Here is an 18821-nt window from a genome sequence, read left to right as displayed (position 1 = left end):
CCGACATTCACCACCTAACCTGACATTTTCCTGAAGTCTGCTATTTATCAGATAAGCAAATATCAGGAAACCGTCTTATGCCTCCTGTTCAGTACCGCACTCAGGTCATGGATCACCTCGGCTTAGTCGCAGGAATGTGCAAAGAGCTTGGGATCGTCGAACACATTGACCAGCGTGCCCCAAAGCAGTCCGACGAGTGGAAGGTTTCTCATGGTGAGTGCATTCTCGCCATGATTCTCAATGGCTTGGGGTTCGTTGGGCAATCTCTCCATATGTTTCCGCAGTTTTTCGACAACAAACCCCTCGACAAGCTGATCAGGGAGGGAGTCGAACCTGAGCACTTAAACGACAAAGTGCTCGGAAGAGCACTGGATGAGATGTTCAACCTGGATGTCAGTAAAGTCTATTTCGAGCTGGCTATCAAGGTAGCAAAGAGCCTCAAGCTGCCATGCGAGGCGTTAAACCTTGACGGTACAAGCCTACACGTCGATGGTCGTTATAATAGCGACAGCGAGGAGAGCGACGAAGACCTTAATTGCATCAGGATTTGCAAAGGCTACAGCCGTGACCATCGGCCAGACCTGAACCAGGCCATTTTGCTTCTGATGACCGAAAACAAAGCGGGCATTCCCATGTTTATGGCCGCTGCCAGCGGCAATGTGACCGACAAGACGAGTTTTCAGTGGGTCGTATCCCAGCACCTGAAGAGTTTCAAGGCCGCACTGGAAGCCCGTTACTTCGTTGCTGATGCTGCGTTGTATGTAGCAGAAACGCTTCAAAAACTGGATCAACAAGGGCAGTGGTTCATTTCCCGTGTTCCCCTCAATATCGCCGCCGCCAAAGAGCTGGTGCAGAGTGCGCCAACACGCACTATGAAGGCTGTGGAAGGTTTTGAGCATTACGAAGCCATAAAGGTGTCGTCTGATTATGCTGGCGTAGAACAACGCTGGGTTTTATTCCGCAACAAGCAAAGCCGGAAAACTGAACAGAAGACACTGACAAGACGTATGCAGAAAAAATCTCTGGCAGAGTGCAAGAAACTGGAAAAACTGGGCAAAAAAGCGTTCCGGTGCGAGAAGGACGCCCTTGAAGCCTTCAAGCAGTGGCAAAAGCAATCTGAACTCTGTCAGGCTGAGCCACAGATTATTTCAAAGCCCTGTTACAAGACCAAAGGTCGTCCCGCTCACGGGGCAGAGCCGGATCATCTGGAGTACTTCGTGACAGGGTGTTGCTCGGTCACTGTGCAAACCCGACGGGATGCTGAGGCATCGCTGGGTTGCTTTGTTCTCGCTACGAACGACACTGATACAGGCAGACTGACCACCGCAGAACTGCTCAGGACTTACAAATCTCAGCAACAGGTTGAAAGGGGCTTCCGTTTTCTGAAAAGCCCGGACTTTCTGGTGTCGTCTTTGTATCTGAAGAAGCCGGAACGCATTGAGGCTTTATTAATGGTGATGACGCTTTGCCTGATGGTCTATGCTGCTATCCAGCACCGGATTCGTCATGAGCTGAAAAGGCAAAGTCGGACGTTTCCTGACATGAAGAAAAAGCCAGCCCAGAACCCTACAGGCAGGTGGGTTTTCTTCTGTTTTTCGGGTGTCCATGTGTTAACGGTCAACGGGACGGAGAAACATGTAATCGGTCTCTCGGAGAGTATGACGACAATAGTCCTTGTCTTGGGGTCAACGTACCAAGAAATTTATTCCTAATTCGGGGTGGTGAATGTCGGCTAAACAGTGATTCTTTCCCACTTTCGGGTTTGCCAGACCATAACAAAAGCCAGTGAACTGATCAGTCTTTGCAGTGCCTGAACCAGCCAGATCGCAGTCAGTCCCAGGCCCAGCACTGGCCCAACCAGCCAGCACAGCGGCAGTAGAACCAGCCACTGTCCAGCCGCTCGTATTCCCAGAACTGTTCTATTTGCACCGGCTCCAAGTAACGCCTGAGTGAACACCAGAGAGGCAGCATCCAGGAAGATGCTCATTCCTGTCAGCTGAAGGGGGATCTTACCCATTTCAACAAGGGCTTCCTGATGAAGGAAGAGACCTAAAAGGAATTCTGGAGCGAACAGTAAAGGCAGGCTCAGAACTAACAGAACACTGGCTGCAACCATGACAATATCCCAGCCCCAGCGCCAGGCTTTATCCGGTTTTCCTGCCCCCAGGCTTTGACTGACCAGTGTGTTGGCAGCCATGCCCATACCAATGCCGGGTAAAATCAACAGTAGAGAGATGTTCATAAGCACATGGGCTATGGCCAGTTCGCTGGTGCCCATTTGAGCAATGATGGCAAACAGCATCATAAAGCCAAAAGAAAAGAGCATCTGTTGCAAAGAGTCAGGTACAGCCAATCGCACGAGCCGAAAGGTTTGTTTGAAATCACGCTTAAGCAAAAATCTGAAATCCATAAAACCATGGTCTTTTGCTGTACCCAGAAGGCTGAACATATTCAATAGAGCCGCCAGGTACATGGCCAGGAAAGTTCCCAGTGCTGCCCCTGCAACGCCCATGGCAGGAAATGGACCTATGCCGTAAATAAGGCAAAAACTCACCAGCGCATTGAACAGATGTGAAACCACCAGAATACGCAAGAATCCTGAAGGTCTGCCTGTTCCATTCCAGTATCCCCTGAAAGACAGACACAGTGCGGCAGCCGAAAGAGACATAACTCGGATTCGAAAATAAGTGACAGCAGTGTCATGAACCAGTTCACCCTGATTAAATATCTGCAATATCCAGGGCGCTAACAACATCAGTAAAAAGCTGACAGGTAAAGCAAAGAACAGGGCAATGATGATGCCATGATTGACAGGTGTCGCACAGAAGCGGCTGTTACCAGCACCAAATCTGCGAGCTACTTGAGCCTGAACGCCAGCAGAGAGTCCGGCAACCAGCGAGAGCGCGACAAAGTTCGCATAACTGGCAGCGCCAACAGCAGCAAGAGCTTCCTTACCTAAAGGTCCAACCAGTGCTGCATCCACTAGATTCAAGAGGCTTTGAGACAGCATCGCTATGATGATGGGAGTGCCCAATTTCAGTATGGTAGTAACGCGCTGTTTCAAGCAAACCTCAGACTTTATAGATGCTTCTTATAAATTGTATGCGTTTATAAGTATCGGTGTCACCTCTCATCATCCGATGCTTCTTATTATGATGGCGGATTAATACTTGTTTTGCTTCGGAAATGTGCAGCCTGAATGATCGGTTGATAAGTCAGAAAATGCGATTGGTATCACTTGCCATTGAAGGTGGGGTTTCCTCAGTAATAGATTTAAGCTCAGGTGTTTGGTATTGAAGAACAAGGTCAGACGCCCAGGTTTTTTCAAGGCTTTCAGTGACTCTTTATTTTTCAGGCGCTTAATCTTGAGCATTGCTGAAGACTGGTCCCTTGGATTTCAATTCGAAAGTAGCAGTCTTTTTTGTTAACACAGAGAAAGATTGGGGAGCGATTACCGGTGAAAGAGTTACTGATGGTGCTCGTTAAGAGCAGGGACAGATCTACATTAAATAGATCTGTCCCTTTTTTTCTTATGATAGTTCCGGTTAAAACGAGCGGGTTTTATTCAAGGTTTGGACGTAGCCAGCGTTCTGCTTCTTCCAGACTCATGCCTTTACGGTCAGCATATGAGGCCAGCTGATCTTTGCCAATCTTGCCCAGTCCAAAGTATTTGGACTCTGGATGAGAAAAATACCAGCCACTGACACTGGCTGCTGGCATCATAGCAAAGTGTTCGGTCAAGTTGACCCCTGTCGTTTCTTCGCCCTTTAATAGCTCGAACAGTGCTGTTTTCTCAGTATGATCCGGACAGGCGGGGTAGCCGGGGGCAGGGCGAATACCGGTGTATTTTTCCTTGATTAATTCTTCATTACTCAGTGTTTCATCTGGCGCATAACTCCAGAACTCCTTGCGGACTTTTTCGTGCATACGCTCGGCAAATGCTTCAGCAAAACGATCAGCAAGGGCTTTTACCATGATGCTGTTATAGTCATCACCCTGCTCTTCATAAGTCTTCGCCAGTTCGTCCGCACCAATGCCTGCCGTAGTAATAAAACCGCCCACATAATCTTTCAATCCTGTTGCTTTGGGGGCTACAAAATCAGACAGACAATAGTTTGGCTTATCATCAGGCCTTGGGTTTTGCTGACGCAGATGATGCAGCAAGGTTTTTACCTCAGAGCGATCTTCGTCGGTATAAACTTCAAGGTCATCATTGTTAACTTGGCTGGCAGGCCAGAAACCGATGGCTGCCCGGGCACTAATCTTTTTGTTTTCAACCAGATCTTTCAGCATGGCTTGAGCGTCATTAAAGAGGCTGGTTGCGGCCTCACCGACGATTTCATCTTCCAGAATTTTGGGGTATTTACCAGCCAGATCCCAGGTGATGAAGAAGGGTGTCCAGTCGATGTATTCAACCAGCTCCTCTAATGGAAAATCGTCAAAAACTTTTACGCCAGTGAACGTAGGGACAGGGGGCTGGTAGTTTTTCCAGCCTGCATCATAGCGATTATCAACGGCCTCTTCATAAGTCAGTAGCTGTCGTTTGTTGCTTCGCTTCTCATATCGAACGCGAATTTTTTGGTATTCTGTCCGTGTTTCTTCTATCAGGTTTGGTTTTAATTCATCACTCATCAGGCGTGTAGAAATACCCACGCTCCGGGATGCATCGGTGACATACAGTGCAATATCATTTTGAAACTTAGGCTCGATCTTAACAGCAGTATGAGCTCTTGAGGTGGTAGCTCCACCAATCAGAAGAGGGATGTGCATGTCCTGGCGCTGCATTTCACTGGCAACATGGACCATCTCATCCAGTGATGGCGTAATAAGCCCACTAAGACCGATAATGTCGACATTTTCTTCCCGTGCAACCTGCAGGATTTTCTCGCAGGGCACCATAACGCCTAAATCAATTACTTCGAAGTTATTACAGGCCAGTACAACACCAACAATGTTTTTGCCTATGTCGTGTACATCACCTTTTACTGTTGCCATCAAAATCTTGCCGTTGGACTTAACTTCGCCGTCTTTTTCTTCTTCTATAAATGGAATCAGATGGGCAACAGCCTGCTTCATTACTCGGGCACTTTTTACCACCTGAGGAAGAAACATTTTACCCGCACCAAACAGGTCGCCAACGACATTCATGCCATCCATCAATGGACCTTCAATGACATGGATCGGGCGTGCTGCCTGCTGGCGGGCTTCTTCTGTGTCTTCAACGATATAGGTGGTAATGCCTTTGACCAGTGCGTGTTCAAGACGTTTATTAACGTCCATCTCACGCCAGGAAAGGTCTTCTACCTTTTTTTGGCCTGTGCCGCCGCCACCGCGATAGTCTTCTGCTATTGCCAGCAGTGCTTCTGTGGCCTCGTTGTTGCGATTAAGAATGACATCTTCAACCCTTTCACGGAGATCCTTGGGAATCTCTTCATAAATTTCGAGCTGACCGGCATTCACGATCCCCATTGTCAGGCCATCTTTGATCGCGTGATAAAGGAATACGGCGTGAATGGCTTCCCTGACCGGGTTATTGCCCCGGAACGAGAAAGAAACGTTACTGACGCCACCCGAGATCATGGCGTGAGGCAAGTTCTCCTTGATGTAGCGGGTGGCGTTAATGAAGTCGACTGCGTAATTGTTGTGTTCATCAATACCGGTGGCAACCGCAAAGATGTTGGGATCAAAGATAATGTCCTGAGCCGGGAAGTTCAGTTCATTAACCAGGATATCGTAAGAGCGTTTACAGATTTCTATTTTGCGGGCTTCAGTGTCAGCCTGACCGGTTTCATCAAAGGCCATGACCACAACGGCAGCACCGTAGTTACGGCAGAGGCGTGCCTGGTGACGGAAAGCCTCTTCTCCTTCTTTAAGACTGATGGAGTTTACGATGCCTTTGCCCTGAATGCATTGGAGGCCGGCTTCAATAACATCCCATTTGGAGGAGTCGACCATGACTGGCACTTTAGAGATGTCTGGCTCTGATGCTACCAGGTTGAGAAATGTGGTGATCGCCTTTTTGGCATCCAGCATTCCTTCATCCATGTTGATGTCGATGACTTGGGCACCGTTTTCTACCTGCTGGCGGGCAACATCCAGAGCTGTGTCATAATCTTCTTCAATTATAAGACGCTTGAAGCGGGCAGAACCTGTGACGTTACAACGTTCACCGACATTGACGAACAGGGAGTCTTCAAAAATATTGAAAGGCTCCAGACCGCTTAGGCGGCAGGCAGCGGGGATTTCAGGAATCTGACGTCTTTCAATCGAGGTCATTCGATCCGCAATAGCCTTGATGTGGGCAGGGGTGCTGCCACAGCACCCTCCAATAATGTTGACCAGGCCAGACTCTGCAAACTCGGCAACAATGTCAGCCATTTCTTCTGGTGTTTGATCATACTCACCGAACGCATTGGGCAGCCCCGCGTTTGGGTGGGCACTGACAAAGGTGTTGGAGATATTGGAGAGTTCTTCCAGATAAGGTCGCAGTTCGCTGGCACCCAGAGCACAGTTAAGGCCTACAGAGATTGGGTTGGCATGCTGTACTGAGTTCCAGAAGGCTTCGGTCGTCTGGCCGGAAAGTGTACGACCGGAAGCGTCAGTAATGGTACCTGAAATCATAATGGGCAGTTCATAGCCCATGTCATCAAACAGTTCTTTGACAGCAAAAATAGCGGCCTTGGCGTTCAGTGTATCGAAAATAGTTTCAATCAGAATGATGTCTGAGCCACCTTCAATCAAGGCAATGGTGGCTTGTTTATAAGCGGTCGTCAGTTCTTCAAAACTGGTATTACGAAAACCGGGATTGTTAACATCGGGTGAGATGGAGGCCGTTCTGTTGGTTGGGCCAAGAACACCGGCTACAAATCGGGGTTTATCAGGATTTTGGGCAGTAGCAGCATCGGCTACTTCTCTGGCAATACGGGCAGATTCGCGGTTGATTTCTGGTACGAGGTGTTCCATCTCGTAGTCTGCCATGGCAATTGTGGTGGCATTAAAGGTATTGGTTTCAAGTATGTCAGAACCGGCATCCAGATAGGATTGGTAAATTTCCTTGATGATTTCAGGACGAGTCAGAGACAGAAGGTCATTGTTGCCTTTCAGGTCACAACCGTGATCATTAAATCGTTCGCCACGGTAGTCTTCTTCATTCAGTTTATAGCCTTGAATCATGGTGCCCATTGCACCATCCAGGACCAGAATCCGTTTCTCCAATTGCTCTTTTAGAAGTGTTGCTCTTAGAAGGTGTGCTCTTTCTTGGCTGTTAGGCATGGCTACAGATTCCGGGCCAGTTCTCTCTATTGCCATGAACCGGGCCATCAGGAGTTAAGTATGATGGTTCATGGCTGCTTGTAAGTATTTTCAGAAGAGCGATGGTATCAGAAATACGCCTTGGAGTGTCTACTCCAGAGTGAACATATCTATAGGGGAAGCAAGGAGGGTGGGGATTGAGCGTTTGAAAGATCTAAGTGGAAAGACAAAAGAGGCGGTTTGCCTCTTTTGCGGGGCGCAGCTTCAGACCGCTTGCGCTGAGACTTGAACTTCACCAGGGGCTTTTTTACGAAGACTAAGCCCTGAGATCAGGGTGGCAACCAGTGTAACGCTGGCTAAGGTCAGCGTTCCCATTTCAGGCAGATAGCCTACCAGTCCACTCACCACGGTAGCGAGTAACATTTCAATGAAGAAAATCAGTCCGGCGGCAGTGCCTATATTTTTGCTCATATGTTCAGTTGCTCTTGCCTGGCACAATGGCATAAACAGACCGAGTCCCAGTTCAAACACTACGATGCCTGCCATATAGCCGACAATCGACTGGCCGTTACTCCACCAAGCAGTGGCGAATGATATGAGGGCCCCTGCAGCCAGTACTGTCCAGGCAAGTCGAGTGCTTTTTTCACGGCCCAGTATGTCATTTAGTTTAGGGCCGAATGAGGCACTGAACAGATAACCTGCGATCGCGGCAGCAAAGAGGAATCCATAGAATGTTGGAGCCAGACCTAATTGACTGATCATGACAAAGGGGCCCCCGGCAACAAAAACAAATGCACCAGAAAAAGCTGTGCCGGCAGCTATTGTGAAGCGCAGGTATCGCCAGTCAGTCAATACTGCTTTGTAGCCAGAGAGGATAGGGCGGGGTGCACTTTTAGATACCTGGTGTACTTCCGGGATAAGCATTAAGGCCAGCAGGGCAATGATAGCCATGGCACCCATAGCCAGGAAATTATACTCCCAGCCCGCATATTCCTGGATAAAACCACCGGCAATGGGGGCTAGCATCGGTGCTATGGTCAAGCAGGCGCTGATGTAAGAAAGCATCCGTACTTCCATTTTGTCCTTGAAATAATCTCTGGCCAGTATTCGTGCAACTGCAGTACCGAAACAACCAAAAAGAGCCTGAGCAAATCGGGCGGCAATAAATAAATAGATGTTATCAGTTAACAGTGTCACAGAAGTGGCTATCAGATAGAGGCTGTAGCCGAGCAGTAGTGTCTTTTTACGGCCCATACGGTCAGCTAATGGGCCGACTATGAGCATGGACAGGGAGAAACCCAGCATAAATATTCCGACACTCCACTGAGTAGTGGCGCTGTTACTGCTGAAATGTTCGGTAATCGCTGGCAGGGATGGTGAGAAGATGTCGATAGACACCGGGCCAACAACAGCAAATAGTGTCAGAATCACCAAGACAGCAATAGGGTGTTTTTCTGTATTCAATGCGCTCATGAACGTCCGTTGATCAGGTCGGGCAGACTGTCAGATTCATACTTCTATGTATCATTACGACAGCCTCCCTGGAAAAAAGAGCGCGAAGATTACAGATTTTTGAAGAGGGTAACAATCGTTTAATTTCACATGAAAGGAGTGAGTTGCGAAAAAGAAAGGAGGGGACTACTGCGGTGGGTTGCAATCGGCTGTAATTGAAATGGGATACCTAATACCCGAGTGAGTTACTGGGGATTTCAACATGGCGCTGAATGGCATAGAATGGCTGCAGAATGATGAGAGGGTTCTTGAGTTGAATATTACATTCACGGAAGCAGCACAAAAGTACCTGGCTACCTTGCTGGAGAAGCAGAATGTTGAGGGTGTGGGTGTTCGTCTGTTCGTTACCCAGCCTGGAACTCCCTATGCTGAAACCTGTCTGGCATACTGCAAGCCGGGTGAGGAGAAGGAAGGGGATCTGGTAATGGGGTTGGAATACTTCAATTGCCATGTCGAAGGAAAAAGTGAGCAGTATCTGGATGAGGCTGTCGTTGATTTTTCAGAAGACAAGCTGGGTGGACAACTGACTATAAAGGCACCCAACGCCAAGTTGCCACAGGTGAGTGAAGACAGCCCACTGGATGAGAAAATTAATTATTTCCTGCAGACTGAAATCAACCCGGGCCTGGCTTCCCATGGCGGTGTGGTTTCTCTGGTAGAGATTGATGAAGGTGTAGCCGTTCTTCAGTTTGGCGGTGGCTGCCAAGGGTGCAGTGCGGTTGACCTGACCTTGAAAGACGGTGTTGAAAAAACATTGATTGAGCGTATCCCTGAACTGAAAGGTGTGAGGGACGTGACTGATCACAGTAATACCGAGAATGCCTACTTTAAGTAAGGTTATCTCTCTAAAAAAGCCGGCTTTGTGCCGGTTTTTTTGTGCGTATCGTTCAGCGCTTTCTCGATTGGGCTGTGGCAGAATTAACTCGCAACTTGTATTTATATAATAATATCCAATCATATTACTGTGTAATTAAATGAAAACAAAGCCCTGTGCAAACTCTTAAGTTCAATGAAATAAGGAAGGACTGATTGTTAATCAGTCCGCATTTTGAGAGGGGAATAGACTTTGTGGTAATTATTTGGGAGCAACCGGTGTGTCCCATTTCTCCGAAAAGCAGCGATGGTCTAAAGCTTTCTTTGCTGTGAATCGCTGTTCTGGGTCAGCTTCCAAAAGTTTGGGAAGGAGCTCTGCAATTAAGAAACGATGTCCGGAGCGCATTTCTCTTGTTAAGGTTTTCCTGCAAGCTGCTTTCAGTTTATTGCCGTATTCGATAATGTCGTTTTTTGATTTCTCCAGTTTGCCGGTGTTTTGAAGAGTATCACCTTTGTATTCATCCGTGATCTTCTGACAGGCTTCAGGGGCGATCCAGTGAGCCAGAGTAACCCCCAGTGCACACATGTCTCCCGCTGTTTCATAACCTTTTTCATGAGTAAATGCTTCAGGTGGAAGGAGTTCAGGGTGAGGGACATGAAGAATGGTATCAGAGAAATATTTTACCCGGTTCATCATGGCTTCATCGTGGGTTAAGGGCTCACTCTGTTGCTGTCTTGCCATGCCAAAGCCATCGAGCTTAAGTTGATTTTCATGTTCAACAACACATTCTCTGCTCACACAGCCATGTGAGTAACCGTTGTTATGGGTATAGGCGAGACATTCCATTATTTCTATCACTCTGTCAGCAAAAGGCTTTAATGCTTCGCCTGCTTTGGGGCAGGTTATCGCTGCTGGAGATCCTGAATAAGCTTTGAACTGTTTGCCATCCGCTTCAACAATACTGGGTAAATACTGAGCTCCACTATCATCCTTTTGTTTTCGCTGGTGGAGTTTCTGGAGTGTATTCAGTTCATTGGCGTGCCATTTTTCAAGCTGTCTATTTTTCTCTTTTACTCTGTCTTCAAGTGCTGTACAGGTTTCAGAAAACTGCTGATCAGTTAACTTCTTGGTAGGGCTGGTTTTCGCAAGAGAAACCCAGCTTTGGGCTTTACCAGGTAGCTAGGAGGCTGACCGAGAATAGCGTCCGAGCATAAAATTCAGTAGAACGAGTCAGCTTTTTCACTGAATTTGTGCGAATAGTTGACCTATTTAGTGCCCGAACGGAAAATGCTCTTTTCTGTTCGAAGTTCAGCCTTCATAAGCCAGATATTTGAATAATCGATCAATAGACTTTCTGATTTGCCAGTTTCATCGTAATTTTCTTACCAAACTCGTCATTTCTGCAATTTCAAGACAAGCGACGACCTCAGTCTTTACTGATTTTATTCTTTTTTCGAATTAACCGTCAGTGCTTTCAGCCACAGAGTCGAAGTTGTCGTTTTTTTGCGCTCTTTCGTTCTATTTTCTGAAGCTCTGCCCCCATCTTCTGAAAATTCCTGGCAAGAACTCCGAGAGCAACATAGCGTTTCAGTCCATCTATTCCGTGATCCGCGCATTTATCCAACCCGTGAGACTCAAGTGCATTGATCGCTGATTCTACCGCCGAGTGCTTTCTTTTAGCCGCTTTGAATTCCGGGTCGTTTTCCCGCTCCTGCTCGGCTCGGGTTCGTCGTCCCTTTTTTGGTGATACGACTATGGTCAGGTATTTCAGCAAATCTTTTTGGTTGGATGGTGAGTGAAACCCTTTATCAAAACTGCAAACGCTCAAAGATGGAAAGGCGGCTTTGGTTGCCCGGATGATCGGAACGGCAGCCTTTTCATCGGTTTCTTTTTCCATGACCCGATGGTTCAGAATAAAACCATACTGGTCTTCGACAATCGCCAAACGGACGCCAAGCTCAACCGGAACACCTGCTTTACCTTTATTGATCCACTCAGTATGCGGCTGAAAGAGCGAGAATACTTTTTCATCATGAGGGATTTTTTCATGGTCGATCAATCGACGTTTAACATGATCCACCTGCCGCTTACCATGATCGATAAACTTCTGGATAGAACTGTATTTATTCGCTGGACATATCGTAATGAACGCCTTGTCCTGAAGTGTTTCTTCAGCTCTGTTAATCAATGCCTGACTGCCATTCAGGTAGTTCTGACAGGCTTGTCGGATTTCCTTGTCCCTTTGAAGTTTTTTGGCAGGATCTTTCGAAGTAGAGTGTCGTAATATCTGTACACGACGATACATTTTTTTCAACTGATTCAGGTTGTATTGCCACTGTCGCCAACCACTTACCTCAGCCCTGGCTGCAAAGCGTGCAGTAAGAACAACGACAGTTCTGACTGCATCAAACAAAAGGTTGAGATCTGTCGGGAAATGAACATCGGTTTCTAAAACATAAGAGTCACAGCGACCTCTCAGCGGATCTTCTTTTTTTTTCCAACTATTTTATGGCCTTCAGCCACAACGACTTCATTAATCTGATTGAGCAGTTCGGGGGTTAAAAGTGAGACGTTATCCTTAATCGTCTGGAGCTTATATTCATACAGGTCATACATCCCGTGACCGAGCATTGCCCGGATGGTGGCGTGTTGGTTGGCCATTTCCCGAAGCCGGTCATAGTTCCAATCAAGATTTAACCGGAGTACACCCAGAACAAGGATCTTCCACAGCTGCATTCCTGGTCGCCCCCTGTCAGGGCTGATATTTTCAGGGACAGCCTGCTCCAGAAGAGAAAAGACTAAATCCCGGGCTTCGGCATTCAAATAGAGGTGTTGTAAGCCAAGCAGGATCTGGGGAATATCATCACGGGACCGATGATCGAGTTCAATGCTACCAATATCCACTTCACCGATCTGAAGTTGTCTGGATTGTACCTGTCGCATGATTATTTTTGAGCCGAAGAATGAAGGAAATAGACATGATTAGGGCTATTCTAGCGTTAAAAGCCAAGCTTTAGGAAAAACTTCATACGGTAAATATGACGTAGACGTCTTGATCTATAAGCTATTCGAGGATTTTCGTTCAGGCACTATTTAAGCAAATTCAGTGGAAAAGATGGCCGTTCTTTCTGGATTTTAGGCCGGACTGTCTATTCTCGGTCAGCCTCCTAGTTGTTTTGATCAATGCAGCGTTGGATGGAGTCAGTGCTTTCATCGCCTTGCTCTACGCAGTACTGGCCCTTAACGCCTACAAGAGCACCTTTGGTTAATTGTTTGTCATTGACGTAAAAGCGTGGGACAGGCTCCTGAGATTGTACTGCTCTGTTGAAAATGGGGATAATCAAGACTACAACTCTGTCCAGCTTGAGCAGTTTGGCAACAAATTCAAGTTGGATGCTACGCAAAAATGCGTAAAGCCAACTCTCTTTATATTGCTTTTCTATTTTGGGCCATTGGGGGGGGCTGATTGGGCTGTGCCGGATGTAGGCAGGGGTTCCATAGAGATCGTCCTTGATTGATCAATAATTTCAATATAGATGAAATTGTAAGCAAATTGAGTGGGTGTGGAGGTGTTGATATAAGCTGTGCTTTGATTGACTCACAACTTTGATTAGGATGATGACTTAAGTCATTAATTACTTGGGATAACCAGGCTTTTCTGGATTGGCACAGAATGAAATCGAACCTTATTACTCAGGCTGGCAAAGATAAGCTTGAAGAAGAGTTGCGCTACTTGTGGCGAGATAAGCGGCCAAAAGTTACTCAAGCTGTCTCTGAGGCTGCAGCACTGGGTGATAGAAGTGAAAATGCTGAATATAAAGAAGGTAAAAGGCTGTTAAGAGAAATTGATCGAAGAATCCGCTTTCTCACCAAGCGGTTGGATATTGTTAAAGTGGTTGAGTATTCGCCAGAGCAAGAAGGTAAGGCTTACTTCGGTGCCTGGGTAGAGCTTGAGAATGAAGAAGGTGAGACTCTTCAATGTCGAGTGGTGGGGTCGGATGAAATTGACGTCAAGAAAGGGCATATAACGATCGATTCTCCCATGGCCAGGGCGGTGATTGGTAAGCAGGTTGATGATGAGGTCTCGGTCAGAACGCCGGGAGGTTACAAAATATGGTTTATCAATAAGATACAGTACAAACCTTTTGATTCAATTTGATTTTTGATTCGTCTGTTGATCTTGTCACCTGGGTGAATTCTTTGTTAACGTATTTCTACCTAAGCTGGTTTTTGGGTGTATAACATTAAGCCGTAATCGTGTATTGTAATGCGCCTTTTTTCTTCTGTTGTGTTTCTGGCTGTTCCAGTAAATAAAGGACCTGTGAAGCGTTATAAGCAAGCCATACTGTCAAATTTCTTCGTTGCTCAGATCATCAAACCTTGTGGTTCCCAGTTTACTCATCTGGTAGAAGCCAACCTTGATATTGAGTCTCGCGCGGACCGGACACTGTGTACTGAAGTATTACACGGTGCGTATCGCTATGAGGTTTTGACCAATCATCTCCTTCCGGAAGTTTGCCCGATTTGTTCTGCCATTCTGGACCGAAGAATCAGTAATATGCCTAAAGACCGCAAGATTGCTTCTGGTTTTTCAGAGGAAGTCTGTGCAGAAGTTCCGAAATCACAATTGGATCTCTTGTCCGATCTGAGTGTAAGGGCGATCAAGCCTAAGGCGGAAGAGTCTGTTGAGGGGCATCAATTCGATTTGTTCTGAAGGTTTCTGGCACAGCCATTAGCTGACTGCGCCAGACTTTAGATTATTCTGCGATTCTTGCAGGCAGAGCTGTTTTCAGTTTCTCGCTCATGTCACGCAGTGTTTTCTCTGTGGTTTCCCAGTCAATGCAGGCATCCGTAATGGATACGCCGTATTCCAGGTCGTCCAGGTTGGCCGGTACTTTTTGAGCGCCCCAGCCAATGTTACTTTCAATCATCAGGCCAACAATGGACTTGTTACCTTCAATGATCTGGTTAGTGACATTTTCCATAACCAGAGGTTGAAGAGCGGGGTCCTTGTTGGAGTTGGCGTGCGAACAATCCACCATGACATTGGGCTTGATGCCCGCTTTTTCCAACTCTTGCTCACACAGGGTTACGCTGACAGAGTCATAGTTAGGCTTACCATTGCCGCCACGCAGTACGATATGACCGTATTTGTTGCCCTTGGTGCGGGTAACAGCGACTTGACCGTTGCCATCAATTCCCAGGAATCGGTGAGGGTTTGATACTGAGTTCAAGGCGTTTATGGCGACTTCAAGACCCCCATCGGTACCGTTCTTAAAGCCCACTGCTGATGAAAGGCCGCTGGCCATTTCACGGTGAGTCTGGGATTCGGTAGTACGAGCACCAATAGCAGACCAGGAAACCAGATCCTGAAGATATTGTGGCGAAATAGGATCCAGTGCTTCTGTTGCAGAAGGTATGCCCAGTTCGGCAACATCCATGAGCAGGCGTCGTCCGATGTGCAGGCCTTCTTCAATCTTGAAGGAGTCATTGAGATGAGGGTCGTTGATCAGACCTTTCCAGCCGACGGTAGTACGAGGCTTTTCAAAATAGACGCGCATGACCAGATAGAGAGTATCGCTTAACTCGTCAGCAAGTTTCTTCAGACGTTTAGCATAATCCATGGCGGCTTCAACGTCATGAATAGAGCATGGGCCTATCACAACAAACAGGCGATGATCTTTGCCGTCAATAATGTTGCGAATGACTTCACGGCCTTCAGAAACGGTACGCTCAGCAGCTTCGCTCAGTGGAATTTCTCTTTTCAGCTGCTCTGGAGTGACCAGTAAGTCCTGAGATTCAATATTCAGGTTTTCAATCGGTAATACGGCCATTGATTGCGCTCTCAACTTTAATTATTGCTCCCTTCCGGGTTTGCGCCGTAGATTGCTAACCCGGATACGGATAAACCGGGCTTGCGGAGATCAGCGACGGTCGTTCACTCTAATCAAGAGCCGTGTCAGCTGCAAGCCCATGAATAAGAATTTTGCTTAATTTTAAGTCGCTGCATTTACGGCAAAAATCATTTCACCCCAAATGTGATGAAATGATTTTTTTTGCGCATAAGTGATCAGAGCAGATAACGCACGCCCAGTACTAACAGTATGGTGGCCAGAATCATTCTCATTACCTGTTCTGGCAGGTATTTGCCTATTTTCGTACCTACGTAAATGGCAGGCAGTGATCCCACCATCAGAGAGGCAAGAAGGCTAAAGTCTACATTTCCCAACCAGATATGACCGATACCTGCCACTAGTGTGAGAGGGACGGCGTGAGCCAGTTCAGTACCTACAATTCTTACCGATATCAGGGCGGGGTAGAGTAACAGTAAAATGGCTGTCCCCAGAGCACCTGCGCCCACAGAAGACAGTGTTACCAGAACTCCGAGTACTGCACCCATCAGAGCGGTGAAGTATTTCAACCTGTTACCTGAAAGAATTTTTTGACTGTGGAACTGCAATTTACTCAGTTTGTTGCTAAATATAAGCACCACTGCTGTCAAAGTAAGCATAATACCAAGGCAGGTAGTAAGTATCGGACTATAATGTTCGCTTCCGGCAAATAGATATTTCAGCAGAAAGACAGTGACCAGAGTGGCCGGGATGCTTCCCAGGCACAAAAGTTTGACGAGTTGCCAGTCAACACTTTTTTGTCGGTGATGAACCCAAACGCCACTGGCTTTCGTCAGGGCGGCATACAACAGGTCTGTACCTATTGCTATGTGGGCAGGAAATCCGAATAAAAGGAGTAGTGGAGTCATTAATGACCCGCCTCCTATGCCGGTTAAGCCGACGGCAAAACCCACGCCGGCACCCGCTGATATGTAGAGCAATGTGTCCATGAAATATGGTCTAAAGTTATAAGTAGCTCAGGCGATGTTTGAAATCATGATAAAACCTGCATGATTCGCTGGTAACTGTAGCGACCGGCTTGTATTCTTGGAAGTAATTAAATGGCATTCTCTTATGCCGCTAAGAACTAAGAGTGCTCATATTTTTTCACGCTATGGGTAGAAGTTAGCTCGACCGGAGGCCATCAATGAAGCTGCAACAACTGCGCTATATCTGGGAGGTCGCTCACCATGATCTCAATGTATCCGCCACCGCGCAGAGTTTATATACCTCGCAACCCGGTATCAGTAAACAGATTCGTCTGCTAGAAGATGAGCTGGGTGTAGAGGTGTTTGCCCGAAGTGGTAAACATCTGACTCGAATCACCCCGGCTGGTGAAAAGATTATAGAGACTGCTGGTGAAATTCTCAGGAAAGTCGAAAGTATTAAACAGGTTGCACAAGAGTTCAGTGATGAACGAAAAGGCTCTCTGTCTATTGCTACGACTCATACTCAGGCTCGCTATGCTCTGCCTAATATCATCAATAAATTTATTTCCCAGTATCCTGATGTCTCTCTGCATATGCACCAGGGGACGCCTATTCAGATTGCTGAGATGGCTGCAGATGGTACAGTCGATTTTGCCATTGCCACAGAAGCATTGGAGTTATTCAATGATCTGGTAATGATGCCTTGTTATCGTTGGAATCGTTGTGTTCTTGTGCCTAAGGATCATCCCCTGGCACAAATATCTGAACTGACGCTTCAGGATGTAGCAAGATATCCGCTGGTGACTTATGTCTTTGGTTTTACCGGTCGTTCCAAGTTAGACGAAGCCTTTATGAATGAAGGGTTGTCTCCAAGAGTCGTCTTTACTGCGACAGATGCAGATGTCATCAAAACCTATGTCAGATTGAAGCTTGGTGTGGGTATTGTTGCGAAGATGGCCTATGACCCTGAGCTGGACTCTGATCTGGTGCCTTTGAATGCGGACCATTTATTTGAGCCCAGTGTGACCAAGATTGGGTTCAGAAGGGGGACGTTCCTGCGCGGATTCATGTATGACTTTATTCAGCAGTTTGCGCCGCATTTAACAAAAGATGTTGTCCAGGAAGCTATTTCAAGGCATAACAAGGCTGAAGTGGATGAATTGTTCTCTGGTGTTCAGTTACCAGATCACTGATTTTTCTCTGTAACTGGGCGGGCAGGTGCTTTAAGCAGCCTGCCGGTTCAGTACTTCCTTAACCAGTTTAAAGTAGATCGTATAGATTCTGGGCTCCAGACCTTCCTCCTCAACCACGAAAAAGGGTGCCTTGTCGACCTGGTAGTAGTCAGCAAGTAGTGCACCTTCACTCCCGACTTCGCCTTCTCTGGCAATTAATACTTGATCAATTTTTTCTATATGGCCGGAGGTTTCCAATCGCTCAAGGACTTCGCTGCATTTTTTGCAGGGACTTCCATCTGCCATTATTTTTTTGACCATGATTATCTTCATCAAGAGACTCCTGTGAGTGGCTTGCGGTTCATTTTATTATGGAAATACCGTTTTGACTGAAACTTTCGATACTTTCTTGGTTCTGTGGCGATATCCCGCTCTTATAGAAGTGGCTCATTGTTGTATGATCGTTGGGATTCTAGCAGGTGTTTTTATGGCTATTAATAATATTGACTTATACCTAAATGCCTTTAAGTTACAAGGGGTTGAGGCATCTTGCCTGCGTTTACGCCTGCGGAACGGCTCTTACCACTGCCAGAGAGGATTACTCAAAAAGGGTAAATAGCGCGGTGTGTGACTTCCTCAGGAAGTGTATGACCAACGTCTGATATGGTTTTGCAAAACTCAACAGGCAGTGATCGGCCATGAACAATTAAGAACGTATCATCACTAGGAGGCTGACCGAGAATAGACAGCCCGGCCTAAAATCCAGAAAGAACGGCCATCTTTTCCACTGAATTTGCTTAAATAGTGCCCGAACGGAAAATGCTCTTTTCTGTTCGAAGTTCAGCCTTCATAAGCCAGATATTTGAATAATCGATCAATAGACTTTCTGATTTGCCAGTTTCATCGTAATTTTCTTACCAAACTCGTCATTTCTGCAATTTCAAGACAAGCGACGACCTCAGTCTTTACTGATTTTATTCTTTTTTCGAATTAACCGTCAGTGCTTTCAGCCACAGAGTCGAAGTTGTCGTTTTTTTGCGCTCTTTCGTTCTATTTTCTGAAGCTCTGCCCCCATCTTCTGAAAATTCCTGGCAAGAACTCCGAGAGCAACATAGCGTTTCAGTCCATCTATTCCGTGATCCGCGCATTTATCCAACCCGTGAGACTCAAGTGCATTGATCGCTGATTCTACCGCCGAGTGCTTTCTTTTAGCCGCTTTGAATTCCGGGTCGTTTTCCCGCTCCTGCTCGGC

Annotated in this window: 14 protein-coding genes and 1 pseudogene; 5 read left to right on the top strand and 10 right to left on the bottom strand. The window is 46.8% G+C overall.

The features are described 5' to 3' along the window. The first annotated feature begins 77 nt into the window (after window positions 1-77). On the top strand, window positions 78-1712 hold the full coding sequence (locus GZ78_RS21090) for an IS1634 family transposase (protein ID WP_034840661.1): 1635 nt from the start codon (window positions 78-80) through the stop codon (window positions 1710-1712). A 20-nt stretch (window positions 1713-1732) separates the two neighbouring features. Here GZ78_RS21090 and GZ78_RS21085 read toward each other — a convergent pair whose 3' ends face one another. The 3 genes from GZ78_RS21085 to GZ78_RS21070 all read right to left on the bottom strand — a co-directional run bounded on the left by GZ78_RS21085 (window position 1733) and on the right by GZ78_RS21070 (window position 8724). Beyond that, window positions 1733-3064, bottom strand: a complete 1332-nt coding sequence (locus tag GZ78_RS21085) for an MATE family efflux transporter (RefSeq protein ID WP_034840659.1) — start codon at window positions 3062-3064, stop codon at window positions 1733-1735. Window positions 3065-3561: 497 nt separating this feature from the next. Beyond that, complete coding sequence (gene metH, locus GZ78_RS21075) at window positions 3562-7272, bottom strand: methionine synthase (protein WP_034841053.1); 3711 nt, start codon at window positions 7270-7272, stop codon at window positions 3562-3564. A gap of 243 nt (window positions 7273-7515) precedes the next feature. After that, entirely contained in the window at window positions 7516-8724 is a 1209-nt protein-coding gene (locus tag GZ78_RS21070; RefSeq protein WP_034840656.1) for a multidrug effflux MFS transporter, read from the bottom strand. 241 nt (window positions 8725-8965) lie between these two features. On the opposite strand from GZ78_RS21070, the gene nfuA reads away from it, so the two are divergent. Then, on the top strand, window positions 8966-9598 hold the full coding sequence (gene nfuA, locus GZ78_RS21065; protein ID WP_051786412.1) for a Fe-S biogenesis protein NfuA: 633 nt from the start codon (window positions 8966-8968) through the stop codon (window positions 9596-9598). 240 nt (window positions 9599-9838) lie between these two features. Here the strand turns inward: nfuA and GZ78_RS21060 are convergent, their stop codons facing one another. From GZ78_RS21060 to GZ78_RS29085, 3 genes are all read right to left on the bottom strand, one after another. After that, window positions 9839-10423 (bottom strand): protein kinase domain-containing protein, encoded by a 585-nt coding sequence (locus GZ78_RS21060; protein ID WP_034840653.1) that lies wholly within the window; start codon window positions 10421-10423, stop codon window positions 9839-9841. A 628-nt stretch (window positions 10424-11051) separates the two neighbouring features. After that, a protein-coding gene (locus tag GZ78_RS21055) for an ISNCY-like element ISEnu1 family transposase (protein ID WP_407919815.1) occupies window positions 11052-12520 on the bottom strand; the annotation gives its coding sequence in 2 pieces (ribosomal slippage) (window positions 11052-12076 and window positions 12076-12520; 1470 coding nt in all). A gap of 224 nt (window positions 12521-12744) precedes the next feature. Further along, window positions 12745-12981: a hypothetical protein gene (locus tag GZ78_RS29085; RefSeq protein ID WP_152558867.1), complete on the bottom strand. Its 237-nt coding sequence runs from the start codon at window positions 12979-12981 to the stop codon at window positions 12745-12747. A gap of 269 nt (window positions 12982-13250) precedes the next feature. Between GZ78_RS29085 and greB the strand changes: the two genes are divergently transcribed. Further along, window positions 13251-13736, top strand: a complete 486-nt coding sequence (greB, locus tag GZ78_RS21040; RefSeq protein ID WP_034840647.1) for a transcription elongation factor GreB — start codon at window positions 13251-13253, stop codon at window positions 13734-13736. A 162-nt stretch (window positions 13737-13898) separates the two neighbouring features. Beyond that, window positions 13899-14291, top strand: coding sequence for a hypothetical protein (locus GZ78_RS21035; RefSeq protein WP_236631634.1), 393 nt, complete (start codon window positions 13899-13901; stop codon window positions 14289-14291). Window positions 14292-14334: 43 nt separating this feature from the next. Here GZ78_RS21035 and GZ78_RS21030 read toward each other — a convergent pair whose 3' ends face one another. Beyond that, window positions 14335-15411: a 3-deoxy-7-phosphoheptulonate synthase gene (locus tag GZ78_RS21030; protein ID WP_034840643.1), complete on the bottom strand. Its 1077-nt coding sequence runs from the start codon at window positions 15409-15411 to the stop codon at window positions 14335-14337. Window positions 15412-15647: 236 nt separating this feature from the next. Beyond that, window positions 15648-16418, bottom strand: coding sequence for a sulfite exporter TauE/SafE family protein (locus GZ78_RS21025; RefSeq protein WP_034840640.1), 771 nt, complete (start codon window positions 16416-16418; stop codon window positions 15648-15650). A gap of 197 nt (window positions 16419-16615) precedes the next feature. On the opposite strand from GZ78_RS21025, the gene cysB reads away from it, so the two are divergent. Continuing rightward, window positions 16616-17590 carry an HTH-type transcriptional regulator CysB gene (gene cysB / locus GZ78_RS21020; RefSeq protein ID WP_034840638.1) on the top strand — a complete coding sequence of 325 codons (975 nt, stop codon included), beginning with the start codon at window positions 16616-16618 and terminating at the stop codon, window positions 17588-17590. A 30-nt stretch (window positions 17591-17620) separates the two neighbouring features. Here the strand turns inward: cysB and GZ78_RS21015 are convergent, their stop codons facing one another. Together GZ78_RS21015 and GZ78_RS21010 are read right to left on the bottom strand one after the other, a co-directional pair. Next, window positions 17621-17902, bottom strand: a complete 282-nt coding sequence (locus GZ78_RS21015) for a hypothetical protein (RefSeq protein ID WP_034840636.1) — start codon at window positions 17900-17902, stop codon at window positions 17621-17623. 673 nt (window positions 17903-18575) lie between these two features. Then, window positions 18576-18821 (bottom strand): annotated as a pseudogene (locus GZ78_RS21010) (ISNCY family transposase); the annotation flags it as partial.

The sequence above is a fragment of the Endozoicomonas numazuensis genome (genome assembly GCF_000722635.1).
GTDB lineage: Bacteria > Pseudomonadota > Gammaproteobacteria > Pseudomonadales > Endozoicomonadaceae > Endozoicomonas_A > Endozoicomonas_A numazuensis.
Note: the sequence above shows the minus strand (reverse complement) of the source record. Positions and strands in the feature narration are given on the sequence as shown.

Excerpts from the sequence above, each read along its gene's own strand:
- GZ78_RS21090 (WP_034840661.1), top strand. The coding sequence starts at position 78 with ATGCCTCCTGTTCAGTACCGCACTCAGGTCATGGATCACCTCGGCTTA.
- metH (WP_034841053.1), bottom strand. The coding sequence starts at position 7,272 with ATGCCTAACAGCCAAGAAAGAGCACACCTTCTAAGAGCAACACTTCTA.
- GZ78_RS21070 (WP_034840656.1), bottom strand. The coding sequence starts at position 8,724 with ATGAGCGCATTGAATACAGAAAAACACCCTATTGCTGTCTTGGTGATT.
- nfuA (WP_051786412.1), top strand. The coding sequence starts at position 8,966 with ATGGCGCTGAATGGCATAGAATGGCTGCAGAATGATGAGAGGGTTCTT.
- GZ78_RS21060 (WP_034840653.1), bottom strand. The coding sequence starts at position 10,423 with ATGGAATGTCTCGCCTATACCCATAACAACGGTTACTCACATGGCTGT.
- greB (WP_034840647.1), top strand. The coding sequence starts at position 13,251 with ATGAAATCGAACCTTATTACTCAGGCTGGCAAAGATAAGCTTGAAGAA.
- GZ78_RS21030 (WP_034840643.1), bottom strand. The coding sequence starts at position 15,411 with ATGGCCGTATTACCGATTGAAAACCTGAATATTGAATCTCAGGACTTA.
- GZ78_RS21025 (WP_034840640.1), bottom strand. The coding sequence starts at position 16,418 with ATGGACACATTGCTCTACATATCAGCGGGTGCCGGCGTGGGTTTTGCC.
- cysB (WP_034840638.1), top strand. The coding sequence starts at position 16,616 with ATGAAGCTGCAACAACTGCGCTATATCTGGGAGGTCGCTCACCATGAT.
- GZ78_RS21015 (WP_034840636.1), bottom strand. The coding sequence starts at position 17,902 with ATGAAGATAATCATGGTCAAAAAAATAATGGCAGATGGAAGTCCCTGC.